The sequence below is a fragment of the Paenibacillus sp. 01T431 genome (assembly GCF_056398625.1).
Window position 1 is genome coordinate 171,207 of record NZ_JBFTPT010000014.1, and the last position, 16,875, is coordinate 188,081.

The 16,875-nt window shown below is 42.8% G+C and carries 16 protein-coding genes; 6 read left to right on the plus strand and 10 right to left on the minus strand.

Annotated elements, in window-relative coordinates; all coding sequences use genetic code 11:
* Nucleotides 1–38: 38 nt before the first annotated feature.
* The 6 genes from AC1DM9_RS24480 to AC1DM9_RS24505 all read right to left on the minus strand — a co-directional run bounded on the left by AC1DM9_RS24480 (nt 39) and on the right by AC1DM9_RS24505 (nt 9,140).
* A complete protein-coding gene (locus tag AC1DM9_RS24480; RefSeq protein ID WP_477582674.1) occupies nt 39–1,637 on the minus strand; it encodes a response regulator transcription factor in 1,599 nt (532 codons plus the stop codon).
* Nucleotides 1,612–3,558 carry a sensor histidine kinase gene (locus tag AC1DM9_RS24485; protein ID WP_477582676.1) on the minus strand — a complete coding sequence of 649 codons (1,947 nt, stop codon included), beginning with the start codon at nt 3,556–3,558 and terminating at the stop codon, nt 1,612–1,614. Before AC1DM9_RS24485 ends, AC1DM9_RS24480 begins: the two co-directional genes overlap by 26 nt.
* Nucleotides 3,559–3,683: 125 nt before the next feature.
* The gene (locus tag AC1DM9_RS24490; protein WP_339206686.1) at nt 3,684–5,348 is read right to left on the minus strand and encodes an extracellular solute-binding protein; all 1,665 of its coding nucleotides are present in this window, start codon (nt 5,346–5,348) and stop codon (nt 3,684–3,686) included.
* Between the two features lie 79 nt (nt 5,349–5,427).
* On the minus strand, nt 5,428–6,252 hold the full coding sequence (locus tag AC1DM9_RS24495) for a carbohydrate ABC transporter permease (protein ID WP_083682147.1): 825 nt from the start codon (nt 6,250–6,252) through the stop codon (nt 5,428–5,430).
* Nucleotides 6,253–6,333: 81 nt separating this feature from the next.
* Nucleotides 6,334–7,269, minus strand: a complete 936-nt coding sequence (locus AC1DM9_RS24500; RefSeq protein ID WP_339209495.1) for an ABC transporter permease — start codon at nt 7,267–7,269, stop codon at nt 6,334–6,336.
* A 242-nt stretch (nt 7,270–7,511) separates the two neighbouring features.
* Nucleotides 7,512–9,140 carry a glycoside hydrolase family 5 protein gene (locus AC1DM9_RS24505; protein WP_477582678.1) on the minus strand — a complete coding sequence of 543 codons (1,629 nt, stop codon included), beginning with the start codon at nt 9,138–9,140 and terminating at the stop codon, nt 7,512–7,514.
* A 319-nt stretch (nt 9,141–9,459) separates the two neighbouring features.
* On the opposite strand from AC1DM9_RS24505, the gene AC1DM9_RS24510 reads away from it, so the two are divergent.
* Both AC1DM9_RS24510 and AC1DM9_RS24515 read left to right on the plus strand, forming a co-directional pair.
* The gene (locus tag AC1DM9_RS24510; RefSeq protein WP_477582680.1) at nt 9,460–9,675 is read left to right on the plus strand and encodes a hypothetical protein; all 216 of its coding nucleotides are present in this window, start codon (nt 9,460–9,462) and stop codon (nt 9,673–9,675) included.
* 329 nt (nt 9,676–10,004) lie between these two features.
* Nucleotides 10,005–10,457, plus strand: coding sequence for a hypothetical protein (locus AC1DM9_RS24515; RefSeq protein ID WP_477582682.1), 453 nt, complete (start codon nt 10,005–10,007; stop codon nt 10,455–10,457).
* Here the strand turns inward: AC1DM9_RS24515 and AC1DM9_RS24520 are convergent.
* Both AC1DM9_RS24520 and AC1DM9_RS24525 read right to left on the minus strand, forming a co-directional pair.
* Nucleotides 10,444–10,797, minus strand: coding sequence for a DUF3221 domain-containing protein (locus tag AC1DM9_RS24520; protein ID WP_477582684.1), 354 nt, complete (start codon nt 10,795–10,797; stop codon nt 10,444–10,446). The two genes, AC1DM9_RS24515 and AC1DM9_RS24520, sit on opposite strands and share 14 nt — an antisense overlap.
* Before the next feature lie 26 nt (nt 10,798–10,823).
* Nucleotides 10,824–11,450 (minus strand): hypothetical protein, encoded by a 627-nt coding sequence (locus tag AC1DM9_RS24525; protein WP_477549082.1) that lies wholly within the window; start codon nt 11,448–11,450, stop codon nt 10,824–10,826.
* 207 nt (nt 11,451–11,657) lie between these two features.
* On the opposite strand from AC1DM9_RS24525, the gene AC1DM9_RS24530 reads away from it, so the two are divergent.
* Nucleotides 11,658–12,860 carry a carboxylate--amine ligase gene (locus tag AC1DM9_RS24530; RefSeq protein ID WP_477582779.1) on the plus strand — a complete coding sequence of 401 codons (1,203 nt, stop codon included), beginning with the start codon at nt 11,658–11,660 and terminating at the stop codon, nt 12,858–12,860.
* Between the two features lie 110 nt (nt 12,861–12,970).
* On the opposite strand, the gene AC1DM9_RS24535 is transcribed toward AC1DM9_RS24530, so the two are convergent.
* Nucleotides 12,971–13,591: a DUF1361 domain-containing protein gene (locus tag AC1DM9_RS24535; RefSeq protein ID WP_477510849.1), complete on the minus strand. Its 621-nt coding sequence runs from the start codon at nt 13,589–13,591 to the stop codon at nt 12,971–12,973.
* 90 nt (nt 13,592–13,681) lie between these two features.
* Nucleotides 13,682–14,188, minus strand: a complete 507-nt coding sequence (locus AC1DM9_RS24540) for a HEAT repeat domain-containing protein (RefSeq protein ID WP_477582687.1) — start codon at nt 14,186–14,188, stop codon at nt 13,682–13,684.
* 308 nt (nt 14,189–14,496) lie between these two features.
* Between AC1DM9_RS24540 and deoC the strand changes: the two genes are divergently transcribed.
* From deoC to AC1DM9_RS24555, 3 genes are all read left to right on the plus strand, one after another.
* Nucleotides 14,497–15,165: a deoxyribose-phosphate aldolase gene (gene deoC, locus AC1DM9_RS24545; protein WP_339206677.1), complete on the plus strand. Its 669-nt coding sequence runs from the start codon at nt 14,497–14,499 to the stop codon at nt 15,163–15,165.
* A gap of 55 nt (nt 15,166–15,220) precedes the next feature.
* Nucleotides 15,221–15,613, plus strand: coding sequence for a cytidine deaminase (locus AC1DM9_RS24550; RefSeq protein ID WP_076268745.1), 393 nt, complete (start codon nt 15,221–15,223; stop codon nt 15,611–15,613).
* 76 nt (nt 15,614–15,689) lie between these two features.
* A complete protein-coding gene (locus AC1DM9_RS24555) occupies nt 15,690–16,871 on the plus strand; it encodes a NupC/NupG family nucleoside CNT transporter (protein WP_477549079.1) in 1,182 nt (393 codons plus the stop codon).
* The last annotated feature ends 4 nt before the right edge of the window (nt 16,872–16,875 follow it).

The following is a 16,875-nucleotide window of genomic DNA, read 5'->3' on the forward strand; positions in this document are numbered from 1 at the left end:
AGGAAAATTAAAAAAGAGGAGCCCGCAGCTCCTCCCCTCTAAACCTTATGTTCTACCGATTCTTTGCTCTGATCAGCATCTGATCTCACTTTGATTCGATATTCCTGCGGCGATATTCCCTCAAGCTCCTTAAACACACGAGAAAACTGCTTGCTGTTCTCAAAGCCAACGGCGCTGCCGATTTCCTGCATCTTCTGATTGCCTTCGAGCAGCAGTTCTTTGCTTTTGCGAATACGAATTTTTTTTAGAAACAATACAAAATTCTCGCCCGTATGAACCTTGAACGCTTCACTGAAATAGGAGTAATTAAGGCCAACATAATTGCTCACGACAGCCATATTAAGCGGACGATAATAGTTATCCTCCATATAATTAACCGCTGCTTTAATCTCTGAATGCTCGCTATATGCTGAGCGAATGCCTCTGACATAGTCGTTCACGCTTGAGAGCAGCAGCTCCAAGCTCCGATAATAGTCGTGAAAGCTGCGGAAATTATCCATACTGCCCACTTTACGATACAGCTTCAATACCTCGATCGACTCTTCACCGTAAATACGAAATACTTCGTCCAGAACCTGCTCATTGATCATTTTGCCTACCAGCTTTAAGTAGCCAATATCTACATTTGGTATATCCTCGGTATGGAAAATTTGCTTCAGCAGCTCCTGAACCTCCCGTTCCCGATCGGTTCCGAGCATGTTGCCAAGCTTGCGAATTTCTTCTTCTGGCACCGGATAATACTGCCGCTTAGCTCGAATGTCTTCATGATGCAGCAGACGGCAATTCGAATAAATGAATGAATATTGCAGCGCCTCAGAAGCTTGCTTATAACAATGAAACAGATCTTCGATTTCATTCCCCTCGGCGCTTATCCCCATCCGCAGTCCGTCCAGCTCCTTCCCGCCAGCCTGCCTAAACAATTCTTCGAACTGCAATGCTGGGCTGCCGATCAGTACGAGCTTGCCTTCACTATCTAGAAACGAGACATCCAGTACGCCTTTAATCGGCTGCATCATTTTCTCCACTAGCAGCTTGAACTCTTCTTTGTTCATGGAGTCGCCGCTCTCCGATTTATAATTCAGGACGGCAACAGTAAATGGTCTAGTAAACTGCTCAAATCCGATTTTAGCTTCCAGATCATTTGCAAAATCGTAAGCAGGGTCATTATGCCTGAACCATTCCTTCAGCCTGTTTATCCGCAGCTGTTCACGGTACGTATCGCTTACCGCTACCCGCTCAGCTAATTCAGCTTGTGCTTGCAGCGTGTGCTCGCTCTTTGTGAGTGATTCAAACAGCTCGTCCCGCCGAATCGGCTTAAGCAAATAATCTTTAACCTGGTATTCTATCGCAGCCTTTGCATAGGAGAAATCGTCATAGCCGCTTAAAATAATGAAGATCGGTTTCTGCTCCGGCTCCGACACCTGAGTTAGCTGTTTAATGAGTTCAATTCCATCCATCACCGGCATGCGAATATCTGTAATTACGATATCTGCTCGTTCATTGCGATATTGTGTTAACGCATCTTCTCCATGAATCGCCATTCGAATGTGATACAATTCGGGAAATTCTCTCTCTATCATCGTCTTGAGCCCTAATCGGATATTTTTCTCGTCATCTACGATCAGCATTGTTCTCATATCCGGAACTTCCTCCCATCAACAGTACCTTAGGAAGGGTAATGACTACTTCTGTGAATTGCCCTTCTCTGCTATATACCTGTAATCCATATGACTTGCCATAATAAAGCCGAATACGCTGATGAACATTGCGCAGGCCGATTCCAAACGCTTGTTTTCCGTTTCCAGTTTCTTTCTCTGAAGAAATCCCGTTACTATTATCGGTGTGAATCATTTCATTTAACCGCTCCAAGCGGGCCGCTTTAATACCCATACCGTTATCTCTCAGCCTGATGATAATGCCTGCTTCCTCATCCTCAATAACATCAATTAATATTTTGCTCGTGCTCTCTTCCACACCTGTCCATGCATGTTTTACTGCATTTTCTACGATTGGCTGCAGGGACATCTTCAGCACTTCAATCTCCAGCAGCTTGGGTGGAATATTTAGTTCCAGCTGAATCGGTTCGTCGAACCGAATATTCATGACGGCAATATAATTCTGAATATGGCGAAGCTCATCCTGTAAGCTTACATACTCGCCAGACCACTTGAAATTATAACGCATCATCCCGCCAAGCGAGGTAAGCGAATCGGATATCGTCCGCTGGTTTTCCATCTCTGCGAGCATCTTAATATTCTCGAGCGTATTGTACAAAAAATGCGAGTCGATCTGACTGTGCAGGGTGCGCAGCTCCGCCTCTTTCGTTAGCGCCTGCTTCTTAACTCCCTGGGCAATTAGCTCATTAATTGTATGAATTAATTTGTTAAAATGATGCGCTAGCTCGCCTATTTCTCCGCCTCCGCCCAAAGGAAGCCCCGTTGGCATTTCTCCTCTTCTTACTTTCTTCATTGCCTCTGTGAGACGACTCAGATTTTTGAGAATAAAGGAGTTCATTAAATACGTTATGAAGGACAATAGACCGATCAAAATAATATTAGCAGCGATGATTTGTCTCTCGGCTCTGGATACGCGTTCATCAACATTTTTTAACGACACCACATTAAGAATATGCGCACTGACTTGTTCCACAGGCGTGGAGACCAGCAAATAAGGATGCTTATTTACAGAAAATCGCTTTTCCTTAACCCCTTGCTCATTCATTTCCCGGAACTCTTGCAAAATGGCTTGATGAAGCTCTGGATCACTGCCGACAAACGGTTGATTGTCATCCATAAAAATAGTTCCGTTGCCATCAGCAAGCATCATCTGTGACCCGTCATCCTTAATATTGGCAAACGCTTTAGGCGAGAACTGCTTCAGCAGCATTTCGACTTGGATAATCCCAATACGCTTGCTTCCGGAATTCACGACGCGCAGGAGTGAAACCTTCGGCATTTGCTCGTTAACATCCGTCACGTAACGATGCAAAATGTCGAGATCCTGCTCTTTGAATATCCACATCTCCTTGCCATCCAATTGATTCAGCTTGGCGTACCACGGCTCTTTTTGAATCCGGCGTTCATGGAAAATAATCGGCCAAACTTCGGACATATGATCATTGTTTGCAAACAATCGAAGATGGACAATATTTGGATTATTGATTTGAATGTTGATCATGTCGGTAAGGGCGCCGCGATATAAGTCGAGGAGCTCTTCAATAGGAAGTTCTTCATCCTTTGAAATATAATCCGAAATTTCAGATTTCGATAGCGTGAGCTGGGCAGCCCGTTCCATAGCTTCAATCTGATTTAGAACATTCACTTTCTCCATTTCAAGCAAGTATTGGCTTTGCTTAAAGGTATCGTTAATATAACTATCCCTAATCTGATTAAAGAGATAGTTCGATACGCCGATGCTAGGGATTAATAATATGACGATATAAGCCGCCACAAGGCGGCTTTGCATCGATCGATGTCCTAGCCAATTCGTAGCAGACTGAAGATGTAACCGAAATTTTCTGCCCATAATGCTCTCACTTCCGCTCTGTATTTCATTCACTCGATTAACTTCCCCATCAAGCAAAAACAGCTATTCTTATATTGCACAAAAAGCACCCCAGACCGTTTCCGGTTCTGGAGTACCTTTCGCTGGGGTCTTCCCCCTAAGTGGTAGAAATGATTATATTATTTTGCTGCGTCCAACTTCGCAACATTTTCTTCGTATTTCTTTTGTTTGTAGGCTTGTACTTTGCTGAATCCAAGAGTCTCACGTTTCTTTAGGAAATCGCCCCAAATTTTATCGAACTCTGCATCCGATTTAGCAAGCACTAGTTTTGGCAATACTTTACCAAACTCTTGATCTATTTTTGTGTTCATAATACCTTCGGCTGAAGTGCCAGTTGGGTTCAACTGGTCGAATTCCGACAAGCTCTTCGCCTTGCCGCGAGTCCAATCTTCCAATTGCTTGAATGGCTCAACAGCTGGCGGAGACCAGATTGGCGTTAGGTTCGTATCCATCATCATCCAGAACGTGTGGGATGCGCCAAGCTGCTTGTCGAAAGCGCCACGATCTGTATTCAATAGATTCAATGCGTCTGGCAAGAACTGATCTTTGCCATCAATATTATCCCAAGTTACGCCTTGTTTACCGAAGAACGTATCATGCTGTCCTTCTTCCGAGATCAAATAGTCTAGGAAACGAATCGCGCGCGCTTTGTCTTTCACATCTTTGGAGATCAGTGTAACTGTCCAACCTGAGATCGATGGACCAGCAAGCGTCGGCTGATCAAGGTTAGTATTAGCAGGACCGTCTACAGCAATGTAGATGGAGTTCGGATCATTTGCAAATAGTGCATTTTGTTGGTTTGCAAGGTCAGATCTAGCGTAAAGCATTGCGAAATAACGGCCTTGTGCAATTTTTTCTTCCATTTGCGGGCGCTTGTCAATGAAGATATCTTTCGACAGCAAGCCGTCTTCGTTCGCTTGACGCATTGTTTTCAGCCATTTTACGTATTCAGGATCTGTATTGCGATCATACAGCTGACCATCTTTATCGTAAGGAATAGCAAGGAAGTTCTGAATATAATGTTGAAGCGACGCGTTGCCTGTGTCGCTGAAATCATACATGCCTAGTGGAATAAGCGGTTGGCCATTCACATCAGGATACATTTTTTTCGCAGCCTCAAGTGCATTCAAGAAGCCTTCCGGCGTACGCATATCCGGCTTGCCTAGTGCTTCGTACATATCTTTGCGCACAAGGAAGGTTTGCGTGGATGTAATGTTGTCTCCGAATTTCTCATAGTCCTTAGGTGATGAGGAAGAGTTCGGATAACCGTATACATTGCCGTTTTCTTGTTTGTACCAAGAAAGCTTAGCAGGGTCTGTTACTTTGTAGAAGTAAGGGTCATATTGATCAGCAAGCTCGTTCAGCGGAAGGACTAGATCGCCTTCGATCATTTTCTTAACCGCATCTTCGTACCAGCCTAGTGTAATAAAGTCAGGCAAAGAGCCCGAAGCGATCATTGTATTCATCTTCTCAGCTTCGTTGCCGGCTGGAACGATGAAGTTAATGTTAACGCCAGTTTTTTCAGTAATATATTTCGAAGTCGCATCTACGCCCCATTTGTTAGGGAACCAAGAGAAGTTGATGTACCAGTCGAACGTAATCGGGCTTTTATCCACTTCCCAGCCCTTATCGTCCTGAGTAAGCTTCACTTGCTCAGCAGGAGCGCCATTGCCCTCTTCCTTGCCATTGTTTTTGTTGCCGCCTGAAGAGCAAGCGGTCGTAAAGACTAGAACCGTTGCGACCATCAGCATCAATACATTTTTGAGCTTAAGCTTCTTGTTCATGTTTGTCTTCCCCTTCTCTGTATGAATGATTATATATGCAATCCTCTGCTCAATAAAGGGCGGAAGGTACTGCCATAAGTTAACCTTTAATCGAACCGATCATCATTCCTTTTACGAAATACTTCTGCAGGAACGGATAAGCGATAACGATTGGAAGGGTCGTGACAACCATCGTAGCCAGCTTGATGGATTGTGTAGTAACGGATTTCCCTATACCTCCAGGGATAGCGGCCAACATTTGGCTAGAGCTGGACTGAGCAACAATACGGTACAAATAAGTTTGTATCGGCTGCATGTCCATGTTGTTCATGTAGATTACGCCGGCAAAATAATCATTCCATTGGTATACCCCGTGGAACAAAGCAATTGTAGCGATAACCGGCATCGATACGGGCAAAATCACTCGCACAAAGATCGACCAGTCATTTGCTCCGTCAATTTTAGCAGCTTCCTCAAGGCCATCCGGAATATCCCGGAAGAAGGTCATGAAGATAATAAGATCGAAGAAGCTGAACATGGCGGGAATGATATAGACCATGAAGTTATCCAGTAAATGCAGGTCTCTCATAAGCAGGTAGGTCGGGATTAGACCGCCGCCGAAGAACAAAGTAACCGTTCCGAAGAGAATATATATTTTGCCGCCGATGAGGCCTTTGCGTGAGAATGCATAAGCAACCATCGCCGTAAAAAACACGTGAAGCACCGTGCCAAGCAGTGTTTTGGCTACGGTAATTCCCATCGCAGTCATGATGCCGCTGCTTTGGAAAACCGCGTCGAAGCTCTCGATGCTGAATACCCGCGGCCACCAGTAGATCCCGCCGCGCATGCCGTCCTGCCCTTCATTGAAGGCATTGACCAGCACATACCAAATCGGATATAGGGTCGCGAAGCAAATGAGCAGCATACCGAAATTGTTGAAGATATCGAAAAATGCTTCTCCTTTTGTTTTACGTTTAATATTAAACACGGTTAGTCGCCTCCGTTTCTAGAACAGTGAAGTATCGTTCATTTTTTTCGTTACTCGGTTTGCAATAAGCAATAGAATTAATGCGATTAAAGACTTAAACAATCCGACAGCAGTCGAGTAAGAATAACGTCCTTGCTGCATACCCGTCTGATAAACATAAATATCGATAACGTTGCTCGCGCTCTCGTTCAATGAGTTGCGCAGCACTAGAATCTGGTCAAAGTTCGAATTAAGCACGCCGCTCACTGCTAGAATGAACAGGATGGAGATTGTCGCCTTAATGCTAGGCAAAGTGACGTACCACATTTTTTGAAAACGTCCTGCGCCATCAATCGTTGCTGCTTCATACAGCTCTGGCGATACGCTGGCAATAGCCGCTAGATAGATAATGGCGGACCAGCCAAGCTCTTTCCATATATCTGATGTAATAATGATGCTCCAGAAGTAGCTAGGCTCTGCCAAATAGGAAATCGGCTCATCGATGAAATTAAGAGCAAGAAGAACGTTGTTAATAATCCCAACATCCGAAAGCCAAGTGGCAAGAATACCGCCGAGAATAACCCATGACAAAAAGTGAGGCAAATACGAAATGGTCTGAATCGCTTTTTTGAAGCCGACCGAACGAACCTCGTTTAAAAATAATGCAAAAATAATAGGTAGTGGAAATCCGATCGCAAGTTTGATAAGACTGATGCCGAGTGTATTTTTCATGACATCAACGAAGCTCTCATCCTGGAAAAACTCCTTAAAGTGCATAAAGCCAACCCAAGGCGCCTCGCTTATGGATTTGACAATGTTGAATTCTTTAAAGGCGATAATAACGCCATACATAGGAACGTAGTTGAATATAATCATCCATAGCACGCCTAGTAACGCCATAATTTGAATGTGCCGTTGGCTGTACAACTTTTTGAACCATTTGCTTCTTGCTGCCTTTGCGTCCGCAGCAGGCAAGGAAGCAGGCGCTGAACCTAGCTGTGTTTTCAAAATAATTACCCCCATGCTGTTGAAAATCTGATGTAAGCCCTTGCATCTCTTATACTTTAATTGTAGATTGTTGGCTCCTGTCTCGTAAGGCTTTAGATTTCGTATTCAGGTGACCATTTTTCGGTTTTGGGTGCATCTACCGTTTTTTGCGCACAAAAAAATGTGATGCTGGCAGAACCTGCCTCGCATCACATTTTGTTTTTTTCATTCTATTTAGCAAACGAAAATTCAATCCAATCCAAATCTACACTGCCGCTTAAAATACGGATGATGACACGAACTGCTCCAGCTGGTAGATGAATGTCCTTTAGAAGCAGGCTCTCCGTCCAATCCTCACCGTTTACCTCACAGCTCACCGGCTCTTGGCCTTCTAGTTCAATGGATAATGTCGCTTGACCCGCAGCTGCTAGCAGCCCTGCATGCAGATCAAATGACTTTGCTTCGACGCACAAAGCATCATACGCGAGCCAATCTCCTTGATGCAGCTCAACACAAAGCGTATTATCCTCTGCCCAAACCTTGCCGCCCTCTGAATGATAGCTTGGCATCTCGGTCTTGCCCGTAATCATCCTCATTGGCACGCCGTCACTTGCACGCAGTCCTGTCTTGTTCGTTTTCTTGTTCACGATGCCAAAGCCGGCACCCTCACCTTGTCCATAAAATTCAGCAGGAATCTGGAGCGGAAGGTGACGCAGCAGCGCACGGGATATGCCTGGGAACACATCACAGTTGTCCACTTTAAGATTATCGAGATATTCATTTAAGATCGCTTCCGCAGTTGCTTCATCCGGTTTAGCGCCGCCCTCCAAATAAGCCGTCAGCAGATTCCAGCCTTCCGGCATCCGAATAGAGTATGGAGAATTTGATGTGTTCATCTTTTTCCACGTCCAGAAATTCCACGAAATCTGATGATCCTCGAACATTTGGAATGCTCCGCTGTACCACTGTGCGTTATTTTCACCGCCTTCACCCATGAAGATCGGCACATTCCACTCCTCACGCTTATCTATATATTTCTGAATACTTTCCGTATCGGGGTTGTTCCAATACTTATGGAATTGCAGCATTAAATTATCATCAAATTTCTCTGTGAATACACTCCAGTCCGTTGACCAATGCACCCCTTCAATAATGATCATATGGCGCTTGTCCACTTCACGGATCGCTGCTGTAATTTCCTTGTGCAGCGGCTCTACAAGGTCGTTATATTGATTAAACCAATCCGGAAGAGGTTCATTAAAGAGGTCATATCCGGCAATAATCCAATCGTCTTTATAGCGCTCTGCGAACATTCGCCAAATCGCGATCGTCAGCTCTTGGTTGCGGCGATCCGTAAACAGCTCCGGCAAATCATTTTCCGAATCATCAATGTTGGCTCCCGTCTGCCCGCCTGGCGCCCCGTGCAAATCCAAAATGACATACAGCTTATACTTTCTGCACCATTCAATCACTTCATGAATTCGTGCAAGCCTTTTTTCATTAAAAATGATCTCTTCGCCTTGTTCTAGAATTCCGCGGGCATTGATTGGAAACCTCACGGAATTAAAGCCCTGCTTCGCTACTTCGCGGACATCAATCTCTTCCACATAACGCTCCACATAACTATCCCAGAACTGTGCTGCTTTCTCTTCGCCGATTAATTCCTTGACCATCGCCTCGATTTTGCGCGGACGGTCTCCGCCTTGCGGAAACTTCCACATATAGCCTTCCGGCAGCAGCCAGCTTCCGAACCCAACGCCTCTCAGCACAATTTCTTTGCCGTCTCCATTAAGCAACTTTTTACCTTCCGCTCTAACGAAACCGCTTACATCATTGTTGTTGCTATGCACGCTCATCATCGGATTGCCTCCTTATATGTATGGTTTGGAACTATCATCGTTACTCTCTCAAAATATAGCACAAGACCGCAGTTTACGGTGAGCATTCCGAAATACGGAGAGCATATACGAAAGGCGCAGCCTTCTAGCAGCCGATTTGCGTTTTAGTTTGTATATAGCGATGCATCTGCATTTGTATGCGAAAAGGTAAAGTAACACGTAGAACTGTCCACCAGAAGTATCATGAGTACCCCGGAGGTGACAGCAAGTACCAGCAGTTCCAAAGGTACCTGAGGTACCTCAGGTGCCTGAGATACCAGCGGTTACAGAGATACCTGAGGTGCCAGGGATACCAGCAGTACCAACACTTCCAGCAGTTCCAGAGGTACCTGAAGTGCCAAAGATACCAGCGGTACCAGCGAAACCAGCAGTATCAGCAGTACTAGAGGTACTAGAGGTACTAGAGGTACTAGAGGTACTAGAGGTACTAGAGGTATCAAAAATACCAGCAGTTCCAAAGGTACCTGAGGTAACAGAGATACAAGCGGTACCATAGGTACCATCATTACCTGTAACGAATCTGATACACGTTATCCGCCTACATTTCCGCTTTTAAAAAATGTAACGAACACCAGCAACCTTATTTCCTTCAAAACATCCCTTTTCGTGTACAAAAGTACCTATTAGCGTTGCTGTGATTCGTTAGCATCTTCAAACATCTCTTTTCCGCAAAATAAGCTCTTTACGATTCGTTAGACTTTAACTCTTTCCAAATGGCTAATCCATCCAAATTATGCAACCTTATCAATCATTAAGGTGTCTATATGATTACAAGTAAATGTCGCAAGGCAGCATTATTATTATGTTGGGGGTGTACTATCGGTAATGTCGAAAATAAAACCAGTATTTTTCATTTTATTATGCATCATCATCTTAGGCGGATGCTCCAAAGATACAAATAGCAAGGAAAATAAGTTTATTTTAGAGGATGTAACTAAAGCGATTGAAGCTCAGAAGTTAGAGCTAATATCCTATGGGATAACAGGTTACCCACCGAAATTAAACGATGTTATTCCCGAGGTCTATTCCGTAGGAATGCCACTAGATAAGAAAGAAAATGAACCTGAGTTTATGCATTTTTATATCTTTCAATCTGAAAAAGATCGTATTAATGGGGCTGAAGAACTCAATAAACAAACAGAAAATGCCGATTCCAAATCGTTTCCGAGATTATATCAGGAAGGAAACGTTCTGATCGTTTATTGGAGTGACATCAAGGAGAATACACGACTAGACAAACCTATTGAAGCGGCGTTAGAGCAGCTCAAGAATGCCTAATAATCTCATCCGCTACCGCTTGAGGTGGGGATGACAACATCGTGTAACCCTTTGTTTTGATCGTTACTCTTTCGCCGATCCTCAGGTCATTATAAAGCTCTCTATCATCAACGCGAATAATCATCAGATCGTTATGATTTTCGTTATTCAAAAAATCAGAAAGCGATTTGGATTTAGCCTCTTTTTTGGAAATGTTATAGACAACAAATAGGGTTGGAGCGTCATTGCTGTTAAGTTGCTTCTCTAGAATATAATCGCCTTTTTCAAATGGTTTATTAATGCCAATGATTAACCCGCAGACTGCAATTGCGACTACCAAATACGCTATCCATTTTCTCATCTTGTTCCTCCCTATTTGATTGGTGGCTATTTTATTTCCAAGCTAAGCCACTCACAATATTTCAAGAAAAACTTGTCCAATAGCTCAGCATTGACCATCGATAATTGTTTGACCAATGCGTATTTAAAGAAATCCAATAGATCATCTTCAATACTCTCCAGTTGTTCAATCAATTCAATATCGTTATATTCAATAAAAAACATTTTCTGCTTCTCTTGTTCTGTTGGTGGTTTTACATTCATCACTCCATAGTAATCATCCGACCAAATCCTTACTGATTGATCCAAGTATTCGATAGATGGAAAGGGATCATGTCCTAGCCAGGCACTTTTCTTATTTATGACCGCGTCAAGGACCTCCTTCCATTGCTCCAATCCACAGCAACAACTGGGAAGTATCACATGGCTATGACTCTCAAAAGCAATCCCGCCGCTCAGTACAATTTCATCTGTATTAATGAGTTCTTTTACCACTTTATTAGGTTCTTTATTTATATCAATATCATTCATGCCACATAGCACTGTCAGAAAAATAACAACATCCTCTGCGCTTGAATTTTTTGATAAATATGCATTTTCTAGGCTCTCTGCTTTTGGAAGCCATAAAGGCTTATCGAAAAAGGGATTAGTAATTACGGCTTGAACACGTGTCATGGCCATTCTCCTCTTACAAGATACTTAAGCTTGCAATAATTCCCTGCATAACTATTCTAATACAGTAGAGCAGGCAATGGCTATATCCATCAAAATGTGTTTGATAATGAAATGCCCTCATGATATATTTAGCAATATTTAGGAGAGATTGAAAACAACGCGAATGACATAACTATTTCATATGACTAAGGAAGCGAGTGTTGTTTGGTGGAAAATAAAGCTGTCATACTTGGCTCAAACTTTTACACAGGTTTAAGCATCATAAGAGGCCTCGGCTCCAAGGGGATCTATACAGTAGCAATGGATTATTCCAAGCAAAATACATATGGCGCCAAATCCAAATACTTAAGCGAGCAAATTATTGTTCCTCATTATAAACAGCAGAAGGAACAGCTTCTGCACTATTTAATCGACTACGCCAAACAGCAGGACAAGAAGCCTGTCCTTTTTCCGAGCGTCGACCCTTATGTGGAGTTCGTTGATTCTTATTTGGACGAACTCAAAAAGTACTACCATATAAATATGAACGTTCAAGGCTTTTGGAGCAATATTATGGATAAGGAGTATCTCCATACCCTTACAACAAAACACGGTGTATTAGTGCCAGAATCGATCAGCCCAGCTGAGGAACGATTTGAAGAAAGAGTCGTTGCTGAGATCGGCTTTCCATGTATCGTGAAACCCACGGACTCTCCAGCTTTCGTGGACTTTTTCCGAGCCAAAATATTCACATGCCATAACTTGGAGGAAATGAGAGCTGCAATCGAGAAATCGAGGCAAGCTAAACTTCAGGTTATCGTGCAAAGAATTATTCCCGGCTTCGATGACCATGTCTATACACTTGATGCCTACTTGGATCAGAGTTCAAAGGTAACTCACTGGATGACCTGTCAAAAACTACGGCAATTCCCGATTAACTTTGGCGCTTCTTCCTTTACAAAGCAAAAGTACATAGAGGAGCTTTACCACATCGGTGCCCCTTTTCTAGAAGCGATTGGCTATAAGGGCTTCGCCGAAATTGAATTCAAGAAAGATGCGGTAACCGGCAAGTATTATTTGCTGGAGATTAATGCAAGAACGACTACACTGGACCCTCTCCTACAAAAATGTGGCGTTAACTTCCCACTGCTCGCTTACAACGAGCTTGTAGGCAAGCCGATTGGAAGCTATGCGATTACAAGCGATACAGGGATCGCCTTCTGCTTTTTGTTTGAAGATCTTATTTCATCGCGCGATTATGTCCGAACCAAACAGTTAAGCGTCCTGCCAATCGTTAAATCCCATTTTGTCAAAAGAGCGCCTGCCATCTGGAGCCTAAGCGACCCAGCGCCTGCCGTATCATTCTGCTATATGGTATTTAAAAAAATAGTGAGGAAAGTTTCACAACGGAGGGTAATACGGCAGCCGTAACTATAAGACGAAAAGATAGCACAATAGGAAAACCTCCCGTTAAAGCAGCTGAATCAGCTCAATTAACAGGAGGTTTTTATTAAATTTCTATAAGTAAGGTGTTCCCTCCATCAAGCTTCATTCCCTTTTGAATCTACAAAAAACCAATAAACGATAAATTGTAAAACGCTCATCCATAGGATGAACAGCAATGAATTTCCGTTTAATGAATCTAGCACTTGTTTCAATAAAGACAAAGGCTCCGTAAACAAATGAATAGAATGAAAGCGTAAAAATCTTCCTATATAAATCCCTAGACCGCCGAGCAGCATAAATCCAAATAAAATCAGTTTATTCCACTTCGTATTTATAAGAAGCAGTTGAATCTCTTTGATCATTAAAATGTAAAAAAATAGAGCTATGAAAACCCCGCTGATTAACACAAAGAAGTTCCACCACTCATTAACGTGAAGTCCCTCCATATAATCAAACGAAAAGAAATTGAGATGAATCAGATCGGTTACAACGTAGAACACATTTGGCGAGAGCAGGATGAAAACGATAAAGAAAACAAAACTAACCAGCATATTTCTTTTCTTATGCGACTTAAATAAAGGCAGCAAAAAAGACAGCTCCAGTGCTGCAAAAGCAAGAAATAAATTAAAGATCATAAATGAATAATAGTTATCTAAAGTAAACAGAAGCGCTATATACGTAAAAAAAGATATTCTCGCCTTAAAACGATTATTCATCCAAACACTCCTATTTTTATCCATTTTTTGCATTTCCGTGTGAAAAGGTATCAAAAGCCTTGCGAGATTGCCTCGCAAGGCTTTTTCGTTCTACTTTTGAAGCCGATTGGCTAATATTTTCCCTAATGCCTCTTCCGCTGCAAAAACTTCAATCGGGCTATCAGGATTTTCTCGGGTATGCTTTAACCGTTCAATTGATTCATCATTAATGTGAGCGGGATCAATGAAAGACAATGCCCATGCTGCCCAAAAACAAGCTTTATCATTTGTGGAAGCGAGTATTTGCAGTAAATAAGGGACGCTATGGCTGCCTATTCTCGTTAAAGTTAATGCAGAGGCCATTCTGAGCTGTTCATTGTCCTCCATCAACAAGGCAGCAACCTGAGCAGCAGATTCTGATGCTGCTTCGCCAAACTCACCTAGTACAACAACGATCATAGTACGTACAGATACATCCGTTACTTGCAGTTGTTCGCTTAAAGCTGGAATTACACTTGTCCCTTGTTTTTTCAAATTATGTATCGCATGAAACGCTTCTTGTGTATTTGTGCTGCCTAGTTTCATGATATTAGCATCAAATGGTTTTAAGTCAGACATTGTTTTATCTCCTTTTTATAAGATGAAAAAAACAAATCCTTTAATGTATACAAATCTCAAAAAGATGACACACTACATTTTTCCATTCCAAATGTAAAACGTTTTTTTCTGAAAGAATGTTGCGGAACATACACCTCTAAGCTCGGGTATCAGCTCATTGTAAGTACAACTCATGAATTTTTCCTTATAATCTACATTATCCAACATTAGGATTGAACATTTGTTCATTTATGATTTTACATATGTTCAAAGTCGTGTTATTATAAGCGTGAAATTAAGCATTCGTATAAGGGGAAGGTGAACTGGCTATGTTAAATTTGTCTGGAATGATTGATCATACGCTTTTGCGTGCAGATGCCACAAAGTCTGAGATTACAAAATTAACGGCAGAAGCGAGAAAATATAGTTTTGCTTCCGTTTGCGTCAATCCAACTTGGGTAGCTTACGCTGCTGAGCAATTGGCAGGCAGCACCGTTAAGGTTTGTACAGTAATCGGATTTCCATTAGGGGCTTCTACTACGGAGACAAAGGCCTTTGAAGCTAAGAACGCTATTGCAAATGGAGCGACTGAGGTTGATATGGTCATTAACATTGGTGCACTCAAAGATGGCGACGACGACTTTGTACAAAAAGATATTCAAGCTGTTGTTGAAGCCGCTGCTGGTAAAGCCATTGTGAAAGTAATTATCGAAGCATCACTGCTTACAGACGATGAAAAAGTACGCGCTAGTCAGTTGTCTGATCGTGCGGGTGCGGATTTCGTGAAAACATCGACAGGTTTTTCAACTGGCGGAGCAACTGCTGAAGACGTAGCGCTTATGCGCAAAACGGTTGGGGACAAGCTCGGCGTTAAAGCTTCCGGCGGCATTCGCAGTCTTGAAGATATGGAAAAAATGATTGCAGCAGGCGCATCAAGAATCGGTGCCAGCTCAGGCGTGAAGATTATGGAAGGCGAGCAATCGACCTCTTCTTACTAAATAGATATGATGGTGCTGCTCCAATTTGGAGCAGCCTTTACAGGAGGATTTTAGGATGAAGGAACAGTTAATTAAAGAAGCGATTGAAGCCCGTCAGCATGCTCATATCCCCTACTCGCATTTTGCAGTTGGTGCCGCTCTACTAACAGGCAGCAAACGCATTTACCGAGGCTGTAATATTGAGAATGCATCGTTTGGATTAACGAATTGCGCTGAGCGAACGGCTATTTTCAAAGCGGTATCCGAAGGTGAACGCATCATTGAAGCTATTGCAGTAGTGGCAGATACCGAAGGTCCTGTATCTCCATGCGGCGCTTGTCGACAGGTATTGGCCGAATTTTGTGATGAGAATACAAAAATCTATTTAACAAATCTCCATGGGCATACAGAAGAATGGACCATGGCACAGCTGCTGCCAGGTGCTTTTCAAGCCTCCGATATGAAATAGTAATCTGTGAATCTATTGTAAGCGCTTCATAGTAATTCTAAACTCGCACAATATTAACTAACTAGGAGAATGAACCATGAAATTTTTAATCGCTATATTAGGTTTGCTTGTTGTTCTTGGGCTTTCTTACATCGCGAGCAATAACAAAAAGAACATTCGCTATAAACCGCTAATTATCATGGTCGTCCTGCAGGTGATCTTAGCCTTCGTTCTATTAAATACCGTTGCTGGTGCTGTCTTAATTAAAGGCTTCTCCAGTATGTTTGAGAAATTGCTTGGATTTGCCCATACCGGGATTGAATTCGTATTTGGCGGCTTGCTGAATGAAGGACAGTTCTCTTTCTTCTTAAGTGTGCTGCTGCCAATCGTGTTTATTTCCGCGCTCATTGGTATATTGCAATACATCAAGGTTTTGCCGTTTATCGTCAAATATATCGGTCTTGTCTTGAGCAAAATAAATGGCATGGGCAAATTGGAGTCCTATAATGCGGTAGCTTCTGCAATTTTGGGACAATCAGAGGTTTTCATCTCCGTTAAAAAACAAATCGGGTTGCTGCCTAAACATCGGTTGTATACATTGTGTGCCTCGGCGATGTCTACGGTGTCGATGTCGATCGTCGGCTCATACATGCAAATACTCGATCCAAAATATGTAGTAACAGCGCTTGTCTTGAATCTGTTTGGCGGATTCATCATCGCTTCCATTCTTAACCCTTATAAGGTTGAGCCGGAAGACGATATTTTGCAGGTGCAAGAAGAAGAAAAACAATCCTTCTTTGAAGTGTTGGGCGAATATATATTAGATGGCTTCAAGGTTGCTATCATCGTCGCAGCTATGCTTATCGGTTTTATCGCCATGATCGCGCTCGTAAATGGACTTTTCAGCGGTATCATTGGCATCTCGTTCCAAGAACTGTTAGGCTATATTTTTGCTCCCTTCGCTTTTATCATGGGTGTTCCATGGAAAGACGCAGTCGACGCAGGAAGCATTATGGCTACAAAAATGGTATCCAACGAGTTTGTCGCTATGCTTGAGCTAGAAAAATATCCTAATTTGTCCGCTCGCGCTGTCGGCATTGTCTCTGTATTTTTAGTTTCATTCGCCAACTTCTCATCGATCGGCATCATTGCCGGCGCTGTGAAAGGCCTGCATGAAAAACAAGGTAACGTCGTGGCTCGATTTGGGTTAAAATTGTTGTACGGGGCTACTTTAGTTAGCGTCTTGTCTGCCATTATTGCCGGACTGTTTATTAAATAACAAG

Bases quoted from the DNA above. Each gene is read 5' to 3' on its own strand.
- AC1DM9_RS24535 (WP_477510849.1), bottom strand. From the start codon at position 13,591: ATGAATAATCGTTTTAAGGCGAGAATATCTTTTTTTACGTATATAGCG.
- AC1DM9_RS24490 (WP_339206686.1), bottom strand. From the start codon at position 5,348: ATGAACAAGAAGCTTAAGCTCAAAAATGTATTGATGCTGATGGTCGCA.
- AC1DM9_RS24520 (WP_477582684.1), bottom strand. From the start codon at position 10,797: ATGAGAAAATGGATAGCGTATTTGGTAGTCGCAATTGCAGTCTGCGGG.
- AC1DM9_RS24525 (WP_477549082.1), bottom strand. From the start codon at position 11,450: ATGACACGTGTTCAAGCCGTAATTACTAATCCCTTTTTCGATAAGCCT.
- AC1DM9_RS24540 (WP_477582687.1), bottom strand. From the start codon at position 14,188: ATGTCTGACTTAAAACCATTTGATGCTAATATCATGAAACTAGGCAGC.
- AC1DM9_RS24550 (WP_076268745.1), top strand. From the start codon at position 15,221: ATGAAGGAACAGTTAATTAAAGAAGCGATTGAAGCCCGTCAGCATGCT.
- deoC (WP_339206677.1), top strand. From the start codon at position 14,497: ATGTTAAATTTGTCTGGAATGATTGATCATACGCTTTTGCGTGCAGAT.
- AC1DM9_RS24505 (WP_477582678.1), bottom strand. From the start codon at position 9,140: ATGATGAGCGTGCATAGCAACAACAATGATGTAAGCGGTTTCGTTAGA.
- AC1DM9_RS24495 (WP_083682147.1), bottom strand. From the start codon at position 6,252: ATGCTGCTCATTTGCTTCGCGACCCTATATCCGATTTGGTATGTGCTG.
- AC1DM9_RS24515 (WP_477582682.1), top strand. From the start codon at position 10,005: ATGTCGAAAATAAAACCAGTATTTTTCATTTTATTATGCATCATCATC.
- AC1DM9_RS24555 (WP_477549079.1), top strand. From the start codon at position 15,690: ATGAAATTTTTAATCGCTATATTAGGTTTGCTTGTTGTTCTTGGGCTT.
- AC1DM9_RS24480 (WP_477582674.1), bottom strand. From the start codon at position 1,637: ATGAGAACAATGCTGATCGTAGATGACGAGAAAAATATCCGATTAGGG.